The following is a 14,986-nucleotide window of genomic DNA, read 5'->3' as shown; positions in this document are numbered from 1 at the left end:
CAAATGAAAATTATGGAAAAGGTAAAGAGGGCTTACGCACAGCCTGCGTGTGGATTTGTCTGCACAGAAATTGAGACTTTAATGAATCAGGCAAGCGGTTCTGCAGGAACTATTGGTCATGGTAGTCAGGCTGGCGATGCCAAGCAGGCACCTGTCTGGATGGACAATGAAGAGGATGAGGAAGAAGAAAAGTCTTCATGGGTCTCAACAAGAAGAAGCGATTTATGGGATTAATAAATTAAGTAACTAAAGAAACAAAAAGACTATAATTATGAATAAATCAATGAAACAACTAACGCAATTTGCTGCGTGTGCAATAGCTGCCCTGTCTGTTGTGGCTTGTTCAAGTGAAGACAGCGCACAGCAGGACAATGCTAAACAGAATACCGCTAAGGGTGTTGCTACTTTTGACGGTTCACAGCCAGTGAATGACACACGTGCATTGACACGTACAACAGCTACCTATACACTTGGTGGTGATGCTAAGGTGTTCTGGTCATCAGCTGACAAGATTTTCGTACAGGACGATGCCAATACCTTCCATCAGAGTAATGCTGCAAACCTTTATAACCCATCCAATAAGGCAAAAGCAACATTCAGCCTCGCTTCTGGTTCATTTACATTGAACAACCGTGAGGTGCGTTATACAGGTGAGAATGGAACAGACGCTAACACTGTGACCATTGCAAGCACACAGACACAGACCACAGCCAACGACTTTAGCCATCTTGGTACATCAGGCGATTGCGGTACTGCAACAGCAACAGGGAGCAATGGTAATTACACCTTTACGCTCAACCATAAGGCAAGTTACCTCTGCTTCGTCCCACGTTGTATGAATACCGACCTTGGTCCAAATATCAAGTTGACAAAGATTAAGGTAACAGCCGACCAGCCTATCGCAGGTAAGTATGACTTCTCAACAGGAAGCCTTACACAGAAGGCAGGTGAAACTTATTCAAACACCGTTACGCTTAACACAAGCAACTTCTCACTAAACACAACCACCTCATCTCTCGCTACCAATGGAGCTTATATGGTTGTTGCGCCAGGTACGTATAACTTTACAATTACTTATACGATTAAGGACCCTACAACCAATGTTGAGGGCGATATCGTAAAGACTGTTTCAAGCTATAATTGTCAGGAGGGTAAGATAAATGATATTACTGCTAACCTTACTCCTATGGACTATCCTGGACATCATTATTATATGTGGGATGCTCAGCAAAATTATTGGCATGGACATGAATGGAATGCTGCTGCTCATGAACAACCTACTGTATTACATGGATATAATACCAATTATCCTCAAAATGCAACTGTAGATCCAGTTCGTTGGTATAATCCTACATTTAATGGATCTGGTATAGCAACATCTGCTACACAGCCTTTTTTTAGTACTCTACCTAATATAAATGAAGCAATATGGTATCTCATGGAAGGTGATCCACATTGGGAAGCTGATGCTTTGTGGAGTCTTATGGGGCATCTTTACCATGGCGGTATGTGGTTTAAAAAGAAGAATAATATACCTGGTTTTAATAAACTGCAATATGGTGGAACAGACTATAGAACAACTTACTATGGTTTTTGGAAGGTTTCTACAAAGTCTCGACCTACAAATACAAATGACTATTTCTTCCTTCCTGCAATGGGATATTATTGGCAAGGTCATTTAAATGAATTAGGGACTGCAGGGGATTATTGGACATCAAGTGCACATCCTACTGTAAGTGAGTTTGCATATGACTTATATTTTAACAAGGATGGAGTAGAGATCATGAATCCTAATGAAAGATATTATGGCTTCTATGCTGCCTATAATCTTTTTGAATAATGTAAATGAGGTTTTATACTTATGTTTGTTGAATAGACTGCATAATTCATAAATATTATATGTTGTATAATGTTGTTTTCTATAGGTATAATATAACAATTCGGTAATTTAATTTTCGTTTTCTTGCCTTCTAACGTTCCTGTAGCGTTTTGGGGGCAAGTTTTTTGTTAGGCAGTATGAGTTGGTGACATATAAAAGATAGATGGCAATAGATTAGTCTACTCACCCTTTACAGTATTAAATAGGCTATATAAATCTGTTACTCCGCCAAAAGGCGTTAACCCTGTTACTTTGTCTTCTCGTACCCTGTCTACAATCCGTTCACTTTGTTACTCTGTCTTTCCATACCCTGCCTAAAGCCATTTATCCTGTCTATTGTATATTTTGTCCTTGCGTCCTGTGAGAGATTAACGGTAATAATCACGTACATGTATCACTTTTACTACAAAGTGCTGTAATATCATTCGAAATGTCGGATAATACACATAATTATTTGCAAGGTTTTTAATTTTTATGTATTTTTGCAAATTCGCTGTTAAAAAAGCGAGTGATGAAACCTTATTCTCACAATAAGCAATATTATTCTTTTTACTCATTAGAGTAAATCTAAACATTAAAGTACCAGAGGGAAATGAGAAAAGAAATGCAAAAAAGTAATCTTGTATTGCGTCTTTGGGCAGTACTGGCTCTGATGTTAATGCTTAGTATAGGGTCAACCGTCTCGGCACAAACGCAGGATGTCGATAAGATGGTGGTGACGCTGTCTATGAAGCAAACAGAATTAAAGACCTTTTTAGACGAGGTGTCTAAGCAAACGGGGTTGCAGTTTGATGTGGCTCCCGACCTCTTGTCTCAAGCGGAGAAGGTAAGCATTGAGGCACAGGGACAGCCTGTTCGTGCCGTTTTAGGGCAAGTGTTCAATAAGTCAGGCTTCAGTTATAGTATTGAAGGCAACAATGTCAAACTTAGTCGTAAACCTACGCAGGAGAAGCGAAAGGGAGTGTATGGGCAGATAACCGATAAAGACGGTCTGCCTCTACCAGGTGTGACCATCCGAATGAAAGGTTTTAATGGTGGTTACATAACGAATTTAGATGGTCAGTATGAGATAAATACCGACCAGCCAGAGGTTACGCTCACCTTTAATTATATAGGATATAAACCTTTAGAGAAAAAGGTGAAGAACGGAACGGCAGGTAATTTCACCATGCAAGAAGACGTTGGTGAGTTAGGCGAAGTCGTTGTAACAGGTTTTGCTACAAAGAACAGAAATAGCTTTACGGGCTCACAAGTATCTATAAAGAAGGACGAACTCTTGTCAGTGGGTACAAAGAATGTGCTTACAAGTTTGGCTAACTTTGTGCCAGGTCTTAGTGTGTTAGAAGACAACCTCGGCGGATCTGACCCAAATAAGATAGCTGATATCAATATTCGTGGACGCGCAACCTTCTCTGGTCAAGCCAACTTACCAGTCTTCGTTGTTGACGGTTCGCAGGTAAAGGTAGACTATGTCAATGACATGGATATGAACGATATAGAGTCGATAACCGTACTCAAAGATGCTTCTGCCTCTGCCCTCTATGGTGCGAAGGCTTCTGCAGGTGTTATCGTTATCACAACAAAGGCGCTCAAGGGAGGTAAGTTGAGATTTAATTACAGCGGTACTATGCGTTTGTCAACCCCTGATTTGAGTGATTATAAGTTGCTTTCAGCATCACAAAAGCTTGAGTATGAGCGTTTAGCAGGTCTTTATACAGCGACCGACTTAGCTGAACTATATACATTACAAAACAAGTACGCATACTATTACAACCAGATTCAAGACGGTGTAACAACCGATTGGATTAAGAAACCATTGCGTAATGCACTTTCTTCACAGCACAGTTTAAGTATTGATGGTGGTGACGAGCATGCACGTTATAATTTAGGTGTGCGTTATGGAGACGAAGAAGGTGTAATGAAAGGTTCGAGTCGTGAGCGTTTGTCAACGAATTTCAAACTCTCCTATAACCTTTCTGGTAAGTTCTTTATCAGTAACACGGCTACCATCTCATCAGTGAAATCAAATCAATCACCATACGGTGACTTCTCAGATTGGGTGAAGCAGAATCCATACGAGTATCCATACGATGAATATGGAGCATTGAAACCAAAGTTGAACTACGACCTCTCTAACCCATTATATGAAGCGTCTTTAGGCAGTTTCAACAAAGGTAACACGCTTGATGTGTTAAACACAACAACATTACAGGTGTGGTTAGGCGAGAAATTCAGAATTGATGGCGATTTCTCTATACAAAAGACAAAATACGAGGGACGTAACTTTGTGTCACCATTCTCAGCAGATCAGATTAAGAACGTAGCCGATGTGTCACGTAGAGGACGACTGACAGAGACTTTCACCAGTACAACTACTTATCAGGGTAAGTTGATGGTGTCATACAATAACTACATTTTTAGTAAGTTATTCCTCACAGCGATGGCCGGTACATCCATTGAGTCAAATTCAGTCGATGGTAGTACGTATGGTTCAGTAGGTTATTATTCAGATAATGTAGCCCACCCATTGTTGGCAGGCAACTATCCAACGGGTAAACCAGGTGGTGTTGATAGTAAGTATAATGGTGCAGGTTTCTTCGTGAACCTCAACTCTATATGGGATAATCGTTATTTCTTAGATGTCATCTATCGTTATGAAGGATCGTCTAAGTTTGGTAAGAACTCTCGTTTTGCACCTTTCTGGAGTGTGGGAACAGGATGGAATATTCACAATGAGAAGTTCCTTAAGGGTTCACCATTTCAGCTGTTAAAGCTCCGTGCAAGTGTGGGTTACCTTGGTAACATCTCCTTTGAGCCATATCAGGCATTGACTATGTACACCAGCTTGGCAGGACTTAACTATATAAAAGGTATTGGTGCCATCCCAATGGGTATCGGAAACAAGAACCTTAAATGGGAGAGAACGCTCAGTGCGAACGTCGGTCTTGACCTCACAATGTTTAAGGGACGTTGGGACTTCTCGGCTGATGTCTATAGGAAGAACACAGACAATCTGTTGCTTGACATCACTAAGGCCCCATCATTGGGTATTACTACCTCCCGTGAGAATGTAGGAGAGGTAGAAAACCATGGTTTCGAGTTCCAGACACGTGTTATTCCTATCAAGAACAAGGACTGGGAGTGGTCGTTAAGTCTTAATTATGCTTACAACAAGAATAAGATTAAGAAGATCAGTAACGCACTTCGCGAACAAAACGAGAAGAACCAAGCAAAGGGCGGTGTGGTCCCATTGCCTATCTATGAAGAAGGTCAGTCGTTGACCGCATTGAAGGTAGTCTCTTCAGCAGGTATCGACCCTATTACGGGTGATGAAGTCTTCATTAAGCGTGACGGTAGCCTTACATTCGTCTACGACCCTAACGATAAGGTCGTATATGGCGATACCACACCATTCGGTATGGGCTCAATCGGTTCTTATCTTACCTATAAGCAGTTCTCAATGGGAATGTCTATGCGTTATTCCTTCGGTGGAGCTGTTTACAATCAGACATTGGCAACAAAGGTAGAGGGTGCCGACCCACGCTATAATGCTGACGAACGCGTATTTAGCAGCAGATGGAAAGAAGTAGGTCAGCAGGCTAAGTACAAGCGTATCAGCGATTCAAGTGTACCAATGCAGACCTCTCGATTTGTTGAGACAAATAATTATATCACGTTGAGCAGTCTCTCACTTGCCTACGAAGTACCATTGACATTGATACAAAGATATGGACTTAAGCGTTTACATCTTGAGATGTTGGCCAACGACCTCTTCTATCTCTCATCAGTAAAACGTGAGCGCGGATTAAGTTATCCATACGAACGTAGCGTAGAGTTATCAGTCAGACTTGGATTTTAAGCCGGTAGATAGCAGACACATTAATATAATGTAGAAAGACTATTAGGTAACAATAATAAAAAAGAAGATGAAGAAAATAACATATTACCCTAAACTGTTGATAAGTGCTGTGATGGTGCTGTTGGTGGTATCATGCAGTGACTTTATCAATGTTCAACCAGCAGGACAAGTTGATGAGGATGAGCAATTCTCATCAATCCGTGGTTTCCGTAATACGATGTATGGTGCTTATGGTAGCATGGCAACGTCAGACTTATATGGTGGAAACTTAGGCTTTGGTTTTGTTGACCAATTAGGACAAATGTTTGGTTACGATAACTCGTCAGAGACAAGCTACTTCGTAGGTCAATACGATTATATGCGCAGTGATGTACGTACTATTGTTGATGCTATTTGGACAAAGCAATATCAAGCAATAGCATACGTCAATAATATAATTTATCAAACAGAGCATGCTAAGTTTGAGCATGCAGAGCTGCCTTTGATGCGTGGTGAGTGCTACGGCTTACGTGCTTTCATGCACTTCGACCTCGTTCGTCTTTTTGCTGAGGATTATGGTCAAAGCAATGAGGCAACACGTGGTATACCCTATTCAACGACTTTCGACCTCAACAATAAGCAATTATTGACTTTGCATAAAACGTATGAAGCGATATTGTCCGACCTTGATAAAGCAGAAGAACTCCTCAAGAATGATAATGTAGTAAATGTTGAGACAACAGCTACCAGCGATTATCTAAAGGGACGTGCAGTGTTCTTTAATAAGTATGCTGTGGCCGCTACGAAGGCAAGAGTCTACTATTCTATGGGCGACGAGGCTAATGCAGCTAAGTATGCTAAGCAAGTAATCGATGCAACCAATAATTTCTCGCTGAAGAAATATAGTTCATTGAGCGATGTAAAACGCTTCCCAGCAGCAGGAGAGTTGATATTCGGCTTGTATAATAACACCCTTTCAAGCACTATCTCTACGCTTTTCCTGTCACAAACAGCACGTGGAACATTTACTGAAGGACGTAGAGACCTTGAGAATCTGTATGAGACATCAGCCTTCTCAGCCACAAGTACCGACCTGCGCTATACAGCTTATTACAGACAGAATACCACATCAGACGGTTTGAAAAGCTACTCTTTTGTGAGATTCTTAGAGAGCGATGCACAGGTAAGCAGTAATCCTTTACAAGGTTTGACACTCATCCGTCTGCCAGAGATGTATTATATCTTAAGTGAATGTACATACGATAGCGATAAGACAGAGGCTGTTAGACTACTCAATGAGGTAAGGAAGAGCCGTGGCTTGGAGGATGTTGACAGTGCTAAGGTAGCAACAAGAGAGGCCTTCAATAAGGAGATGTTGCGTGAGCGCATGCGTGAGATGCCTGGTGAAGGACAAACGTTCTATGCGTTGAAGCACTACAACAAACCATTTACCGACTTTAGAGGTATTACCACACGTCAGCCATCTAATTCCATCTTCGTCTTGCCTTGGCCAGATACGGAGAAAGAGTTCGGAGGACAGTAAGTAATTAAACACTTTATGAAGATGAAAAAAGCAATAAGAAATATACTACTTGTTTGTACTGGTGTAACCTTGTTTGCAGCATGCAGCAACGTTGATTATGATGGTGAGCACAGTTCTGACGGTATGTTTGAACCGACAAACCAAGTTCGTTTCTATTATGCACAGCCAGGCGATACCACTGTGAACTATTCATTTGGAGTGAAGCCTGTTGATACGCTTACGCATGTCGTCTACCTCCCTGTGCAGCTCGTTGGTAACCTTTCTGCAGAGGCGCAACCATTCAGCGTAGAGGTAGGTAAAGGGACAACAGCTATTGCTGGAAAGCATTACACACTGAATGCTGACACCTTACATTTCGCTCCTAATGCCTATCGCACCTATGTCCCTGTGACGCTGATACGTGCTAACTTATCAGAAGATAAGGACGACTCAATCCGCTTAGTATTAAACTTAGTTGGAAAGGGGACGCTGGGTACACGACTTACCAAGAGTAACACGGTAAAGATAACCTTTAATAATGTACTTTCAAAGCCAGACTTCTGGGTGGTAATGGAGAGTTATTGGGGGTTAGGACCATTTACCAAAAACAAGTATCGTAAGCTCCTTTCGTATTATGATAGCAATGAGGCAACGATCAGAGATATCATTGAAGGCTCTGATGTTACGGCACAAGGCTATCTCTATCAGCATGTGCAAGAGGTTGTTGCCTATTTTGCAGCTCATCCAGATGAGCTATAAGGATAGGGTAGGAGACACTACTTGTGTTAAGGTCTGTTCTTTTGTTTCATCATGCGGTTTATCAACAACCTTCGTGTGGATAGCCTAAGACATACCTTATAATAATAGAATAATGGTAAACAGATAAATAAGCAATAAGATGATAAAGAAATATTTATATCTTCTTTTGGCACTCCCATTAGTGGTATTGTCATTTCAGTCATGTATAAAAGACGATTCTTACGGTCCTTCAGGCAATTCGTCAAAATTATCATTGGCACAGGACTTACAGGAGAAATATACGCTCAATAGATGGGATACATTGAAGATCACGCCTAATGTCGTACAGACAAACGAGCAAAAGAAAGTTGACTATGAATGGGAGATAAATGGTAAGGTCGTATCGACTGATGCCTCTCTTAAATATGTATGTAAGGACTTTGGCTCTTTTCCATGCCGATTAAAGGTGAGCAATGGAGACAATATTCAATATTACGAGTTCGGTCTTAACGTACAATACTCTTATGTTGACGGTCTTTACATATTAGCAAGTAATGGCGGAAAGACAATCGTCTCTTATCTGCCAGAGGCTGGTAGTACTAAGACCTTTGACTTAGATGTGCTGCAAAAGAACAATCCAAGCATTGATTTCACAGGCGAACCTAAGGGAATTGACTATGCTTTGGCTCGTGATAACAAGACCCCACTCTTGTTTGTAGCGGTGGGTAGTCCAAGTACTATTTATGAGTTTGATGGCAATCTGATGGTTAAGCGCTTCACAACTACCTGTACAGGCGACGTGTCATACCTTAGGAAGAGTGCCTTGACCTATCCTAAGTCAATGCTGACAATGGTAAATCATGTTCCAAACCGATTGACACTCTCTGAGACAACACCCTTCAACTTAGGTAAGTCAATAAAGGATGCTTTAGGTTCCGACATATCTTTAGCTGATGCTGCTACAGCTTGGAAGCAGCAAGACCTACGTTATGTACAAGGCTACGTAATGTTTGATAATGCTGAAGGACGATTGGTCGCACAGAAGGTACAGGCTACTGGTAAGGTACCTGTTGAACTTTTGAAAGGGAAATTTACAGGTGAGACACTGGTTGGCATGGGTGCTGTAGACAACGAGCGTAACATCGTTTTGCTCACATGGAATGCGGCCTCATCAAAGTTTAAGTGTTACTATATCTTCCCAGGTTTCTATCCTTCTACAGCTACAAAGGTTGAGGCTGCCGTTGTAAAAGACGAGGCAGTCGTACCAGCCACTGCGGGTTTGACCACACAGTCAGTTGTACGCGTATCTGCAGAGAAGAACTTAGTATACTATTCTGCAGGTAATAAGCTGTATGCTTATAACGTGTTGTCTGGTGGTAACTTCCCTCAGAATGCCTTGACAACATTTGGTGATGCAGGCGAGACCATCGCCGACATGCTCATCTCAGAAGGGAGCAATAAACTTTATGTTGCCACAAACGCAGCTACAGGACAGCTTGTAGGAAGTATCTACTGCTACGATTTGAATGATAACAAGCTGCTCTGGCAGAAGAAGAATATTACCGGACGTATCAAGAGCATTACATACAGACAATAATGAAAGTGGCATGTAAGATGACTACATGCCACATTCAAACTATAATTCCAACATGAAAACAAACAATCTAATAGCTACCATACGCACAATAGGAATAGCCTTATTACTATTGTGCGTTAATGTTAAGGCCTTTGCCGATGATAAGAAAGGCGACGAAGACAAGAAGGCTAAGAAGGAGACCAAATACGATAAACTATTCAAAGACAAGAAGAAAGAGACCGTAAGTAGTAAGTTTATCACTGTACATAAGTGTGATGGGAAACTCTACTTGGAGGTTCCTGTCAAATACTTGCATAAAGAGATGTTGTTAGGAGGTGGTATCTCTTCCACCACCGACCCAACTTATCTGACCATCGGTACCAAGAGCTTCACTCCTCTCCACTTCTTCTTTGAGGTACAAGACAGTAGTCTTGTGATGAAGACGCCTAACAGTGTCGTTTATTCAGATGGTAGTGCAAGTGCCGAGATGCAAGAGGCTTTGAAAATTAGCTACCGTGATCCTGTCTTGATGGGATTTAAGATTGCGGCTTACAACAACGACAGTACGGCTCTTGTAATTGATGTAACCGACCTCTTAGCACGCCCTAACAGTATGTTACCTGTTATCCCAAAGAAGTCGGGCGACTTGGCATTGAGCGCTTCACCTAAGAGTGAGATGTCTTTTGTTAGAGCAATTAAAAGCTTTGACAACAACATTGTTGTGAATGTTGACTTCAACTATCTACTCACAGCATCACTCATGTCCTTACCTGTAGCCAGTGAAATTCCGACAACCGTAGGAGTAACCTATAGTTTAGCATTGTTGCCAGATAGTAAGATGCGCCAGCGTATAACAGATTCGCGAGTAGGTATAGCATCCGTTTCAAAGCTCACCTTTAATAATAATATTGCTAAAAGTAAGCAGACCTTCATAGCACAACGTTGGAACCTTGTACCACAGAGTATTAAGGCTTACGAGCAGGGAAAGCTCTCTAAACCAGTAAAGCCTATATGCTTTTATATCGATGACGCCTTCCCTGCTGAATGGAAGAATGCAATAAAGCAAGGGGTGGAGCTATGGAATAAAGCCTTCGAACAAGCGGGTTATCAAAAGGCTATTGAGGCCTTAGACTTCCCTAAGAATGATCGTAACTTTGATGCAGACGATATTGCTTATTCCTGTATCCGCTATGTGCCAAGTACCTCTGATAAGGTTAGCTCTTCTTTCTTAGCCAATCCACAGACGGGAGAGATTATCAATGCGTCGGTCTTTGTTCCGGCTAACGTTGGTAATCAGATTTATCGTTGGCTGTTCTTAGGCTCAGCAGCATCCGATGTCTCCATGCGAACCTCCCATCTTCCACAAGACAAGTTCAACCAAGGATTGAAGTATCTTGTCGCACGTGAGGTTGGTAGAAGTCTTGGTCTGCTCGACAATATAGGGGCTTCTTATTCCTATCCAGTCGATTCTCTCCGTAACAGCACATTCACACGTGCAAACAATCTGGCGGCTTCTATCATGGCTAACACACCTTTTAACTATGTTGCTCAACCGAGCGATAAGGGTGTTGTCTATATGCCAGAGAATATCGGACAGTATGACAAGCATGCCATTGAATGGGCTTATCGTTACTTTGACCCAGCAAAGACAAGTTTAAGCGAAGAGACCTCTACACTCGAAAAGATGGTAGATAAGCGTGTACAAAATCCTCGTTATCGTTTCTTCCGTACCTCTTCTTTGATTTGGGACCCACGTGTTCAGGAGGGTGCATTGGGTAATGATGCGATTAAAGCAAGTGAATACGGATTGCGTAACATGCAAATCGTTGAGAACAACCTTTATAACTGGGTGAAAGACGATGATGATAGTCGAATTAAAGAGAACTTGTATCTGACAATCTCTCAGCAGAGATATGCCTTCTTCAAGCGTGTGCTGAGTAATGTCGGAGGTATCTTCCTGAACGACATGAAAGTCTCTTCGGGTGTTCCTCGCTATGAGGTCGTATCTAAGGCACGTCAGCGTCAAGCGATGTTATGGTGCTTGAACCAGGCTAAACACTTTAAGCAATATGCCAACCCAGGCTTTGAACGTAAGGGCTTCATGGCTATAAGCTATTATGACCAGTTGTTAGAGTTTATTGGCTATGACCTCTTTGGTGTTCGTACACGCTTGGCTGTAGCGTCACACCTGTCTGCACAGAGTTATAGTCAGAAGGAATACTTCGACGACCTCTTCTCTTCTCTCTTCCATAGTGCACAATTATGTAAGGCACCATCACAGGAAGAGCGTGTGCTGCAACGTGCTTATCTTACTTATTCACGTGCGGTGATTGACAAAGCTAACAAACAAGGCGGCAACGGACCAGCAGCTCTTCAGTCTACAATGGTTACTGGTAATCAGACTAATAGCGCAGCTTTTGGGAATCCTACAGCATCACTCGCACCAACAGTGGATGCGGCCTTATTAGATGGTTCGGCTATCTACTTCTACACCTCACTGTTGAAGTTGAAGCCAATGTTAGAGGCGTGTGTCAAAGCAAAGCTCTCTCCTGAGGCACACTCACATTATTCTATGTTACTCTTTAAGGTGAACAAAGCTTTGGAGGATGGTCAATGAAATATTCATTAATAGCTAATAAGTTAATGCGTCGCATATTATTACTTCTACTTCTCTTCTCTCTGGCAGCCACATCGGGGTCGGCTTTCCCGTTGATGAAACGTAAGAAGAAGGCACAGAGCAGTCAGACCGAAAAGAAATCAGCCTACGAACGGGCCCTTACTGAGCAACTAACGGAGTCAGTACGGGGTAGTTTCGTTTCGTTCCATAAGACAGATGGACGCTTGTTGATGGAGCTTCCGAAAGAGTCGTTGGGTCGTGACATGCTTATTGGCGTCACTATTTCGTCTGTCTCCAATCCAAAGATGGGCGACTTAGGCTTTAAGAACTCCAATTTAGTGCATGTACGCTTCATTGAGAAAGATAGTTCTGTGGTGATGCAGGTCGTCAACACCGATTTATATGTGCCTAAGAACCAACCTTCAGCAAAGCTTGCTGCAAGATTGAACTACGATAATCTCGATTTCTTTTCATTCCCTATAAAGGCGCATAACGACTCCACTGGGGCCGTACTCTTCGATGCTTCGTCGTTTGTCCTCAAAGAGAACCGCTTCTTCCCAGTAATTGCTAAGAACGTGGGGTCGTACTCTGTGAACGCTTCGCTTAAAGAGAACCTCACGAGAGTGACGAAATTAAAGGTGTTCGACACGAATGCCTGTGTCGGAATGGACAGACATTACATTATTAGCCTGTCTGGTAAAAAGGGCTCACCTATCACGAACTATCCTGTAACCATAGGCGTAAACTTCACGTTAGCACTGTTGCCTAACGACTTGATGACACCTCGTTTGAGTGATACACGTGTGGGGATGTTCCTAATGAACAAGGATGTCCTTAAGAAAGATGGGTCTATTGATAAGGCAACATTCGTCAAGCGTTGGCGCCTTATACCGAAGGATACGACTGCTTACTTTGCTGGTGAACTATGCGAACCGACTAAGCCTATCGTCTATTATGTAGAGAACACGTTCCCTCCTCTTTGGAAACAAGCTATTAAAGCGGGTGTTCTATGGTGGAATAAGGCCTTCGAGAAGATTGGTTTTAAGAATGTTATGCAGGTGGCAGACTTCCCTACAAACGATCCTAACTTCGACCCAGATGACTTTAAGTATTCATGTATCAGATACCTACCTACGGATGTCGAGAATGCTATGGGACCTTCTTGGACTGACCCACGGACGGGAGAAGTGATCAACGCTACCGTACTTGTCTATAATGACGTTGTTAATACGATTAATAACTGGCGGTTTGTACAAACGGCACAGATTGACCCTCGTGCTCGAGGAGCACAAATGCCTGATAGTATAATAGAGGAGACATTGGAATACATCATTGCGCACGAGGTGGGTCACACGCTTGGTTTCATGCACAATATGGCGGCATCGGCGGCACTCCCTACCGACTCCTTGCGTTCTGTGGCCTTCACACAGCAGTATGGTACAACGGCTTCTATCATGGATTATGCTCGTTTCAATTATGTAGCACAACCTTCTGACCATGGCGTTAAACTTACTCCTCCACGTCTTGGGGTCTATGACTACTATGCTGTTGAGTGGGCTTATAAACTTTTCCCAGGCTCAAAGGGCTTCGAGGATGACGCTAAGCAGCTGCGCTTGTTGGCTGATAAGCATGAAGGCGACCCCTTCTATCGTTATGGCCTACAGCAGACGGGTACGAAGTATGACCCCTCAGCCATCGAGGAAGACCTTGGTGACGACCCTGTGAAGTCGTCTACTTATGGTATGCAGAACCTTAGGATGATTCTCAAGAACCTCGACCACTGGATTGGCGATGAGGATGGCGATAGCAGAAAAGCTGAGTTATACAACGAGATCTTGTCTCAAGCCATGCATTATGTGCGTAATGTCAGTGTCAACGTACCTGGTATCTATCTCTATCAGACAAGTGAGAAGTCGGGCTTACCTCGCTATAAGGTTGTACCAAAGGCTAAACAAAAGGAGTCTGTACAGTGGCTTCTGAAGCAGGCTCGTACGTTTGCGACATTAGGTAACGATACGATTGAGAAGAAACTACCTTTCGGAGCCAACAAGCCTTTTAAGATTTTAGCTCGTGATGTGCAGTCGCTTGCTATGATGGCAACGTCAAAGCTCGCTATTTCTTATTATCTTGACTCTACCTCTTATTCGCCAATTGAATATATGGAGGATGTTTATCAAGATGTCTTTGGTAAGACGATTGCAGGGAAGGAAAACCTCTCTGTGGCCGACCTCTCCATGCAGCGTCTCTATGTCGACCTATTACAAGAGGGCGTCTCTGACATGAAGCAAGCACCTAATGTGCATAATCTTCAGTCGGGGGTGGTGTCGGCTAATAATATTATTACCAGTCTGTTACAGCAGAAAGAGGCTGACGTAGAACAGACGGCATTTTGTTATCTGACCGACAAGCAACGAGGTTTAAGTGAGGACACCCATTTCCTCAACTTCGGTAATGGCTATGGTGAACCAGAACCGCTGTGGGGAACAACGGTTAACCGCACTTCTGAGTTCCAATTAGAGTATGCGCAAAAGCTGCTGTCTCTGTTAGAAACGACCATTCCACATGTGTCTACACCCGACCTTAAAGCGCATTATATGCTTCTCGAAAAGCGATTGAAAAAGTATTTGAAATAGTTAGTTCGTCGAACAAGAACCGTTCGCTCCCTATAAGTCTTCGGATTTGTAGGGAGTTTTTTATTTGTGACAATCCAATAAACTTAGTACTGTAAAGGTTTGGAAATATCTTTATAAAAACCCTTTGTAGCATGTGTATGATTGTCAAGGGGTAAGGTCATTATGTGTCTTTATAATTAATAG

8 protein-coding genes are annotated in these 14,986 nt (G+C 42.5%); all 8 read left to right on the top strand.

The genetic code is table 11. The features are described from left to right. The coding region (locus CHB62_RS10810) for a hypothetical protein (protein WP_217899701.1) at positions 1-234 on the top strand (234 nt) is incomplete at its 5' end. A 37-nt stretch (positions 235-271) separates the two neighbouring features. Then, a complete protein-coding gene (locus tag CHB62_RS10805) occupies positions 272-1,840 on the top strand; it encodes a hypothetical protein (RefSeq protein ID WP_089366853.1) in 1,569 nt (522 codons plus the stop codon). Positions 1,841-2,471: 631 nt separating this feature from the next. After that, positions 2,472-5,738 carry a SusC/RagA family TonB-linked outer membrane protein gene (locus CHB62_RS10800; protein WP_089366852.1) on the top strand — a complete coding sequence of 1,089 codons (3,267 nt, stop codon included), beginning with the start codon at positions 2,472-2,474 and terminating at the stop codon, positions 5,736-5,738. A 67-nt stretch (positions 5,739-5,805) separates the two neighbouring features. Next, positions 5,806-7,260: a RagB/SusD family nutrient uptake outer membrane protein gene (locus tag CHB62_RS10795; protein ID WP_089366851.1), complete on the top strand. Its 1,455-nt coding sequence runs from the start codon at positions 5,806-5,808 to the stop codon at positions 7,258-7,260. 21 nt (positions 7,261-7,281) lie between these two features. Next, positions 7,282-7,998 (top strand): DUF4843 domain-containing protein, encoded by a 717-nt coding sequence (locus CHB62_RS10790; protein ID WP_240616325.1) that lies wholly within the window; start codon positions 7,282-7,284, stop codon positions 7,996-7,998. A gap of 139 nt (positions 7,999-8,137) precedes the next feature. Beyond that, positions 8,138-9,574, top strand: a complete 1,437-nt coding sequence (locus CHB62_RS10785; protein ID WP_089366849.1) for a PKD-like domain-containing protein — start codon at positions 8,138-8,140, stop codon at positions 9,572-9,574. Positions 9,575-9,626: 52 nt separating this feature from the next. Next, positions 9,627-12,170 (top strand): zinc-dependent metalloprotease, encoded by a 2,544-nt coding sequence (locus tag CHB62_RS10780; protein ID WP_089366857.1) that lies wholly within the window; start codon positions 9,627-9,629, stop codon positions 12,168-12,170. Continuing rightward, positions 12,167-14,803, top strand: a complete 2,637-nt coding sequence (locus CHB62_RS10775; RefSeq protein WP_394341640.1) for a zinc-dependent metalloprotease — start codon at positions 12,167-12,169, stop codon at positions 14,801-14,803. Before CHB62_RS10780 ends, CHB62_RS10775 begins: the two co-directional genes overlap by 4 nt. Positions 14,804-14,986: the final 183 nt, after the last annotated feature.

The sequence above is a fragment of the Prevotella jejuni genome (assembly GCF_900187995.1).
GTDB lineage: Bacteria > Bacteroidota > Bacteroidia > Bacteroidales > Bacteroidaceae > Prevotella > Prevotella jejuni.
This window is presented reverse-complemented; position numbering and strand designations above follow the sequence as displayed.

What these genes read in the sequence shown, in the direction of transcription:
- CHB62_RS10800 (WP_089366852.1), top strand. Translation starts at nt 2,472, where the DNA reads ATGAGAAAAGAAATGCAAAAAAGTAATCTTGTATTGCGTCTTTGGGCA.
- CHB62_RS10790 (WP_240616325.1), top strand. Translation starts at nt 7,282, where the DNA reads ATGAAAAAAGCAATAAGAAATATACTACTTGTTTGTACTGGTGTAACC.
- CHB62_RS10780 (WP_089366857.1), top strand. Translation starts at nt 9,627, where the DNA reads ATGAAAACAAACAATCTAATAGCTACCATACGCACAATAGGAATAGCC.
- CHB62_RS10805 (WP_089366853.1), top strand. Translation starts at nt 272, where the DNA reads ATGAATAAATCAATGAAACAACTAACGCAATTTGCTGCGTGTGCAATA.
- CHB62_RS10775 (WP_394341640.1), top strand. Translation starts at nt 12,167, where the DNA reads ATGAAATATTCATTAATAGCTAATAAGTTAATGCGTCGCATATTATTA.
- CHB62_RS10785 (WP_089366849.1), top strand. Translation starts at nt 8,138, where the DNA reads ATGATAAAGAAATATTTATATCTTCTTTTGGCACTCCCATTAGTGGTA.
- CHB62_RS10795 (WP_089366851.1), top strand. Translation starts at nt 5,806, where the DNA reads ATGAAGAAAATAACATATTACCCTAAACTGTTGATAAGTGCTGTGATG.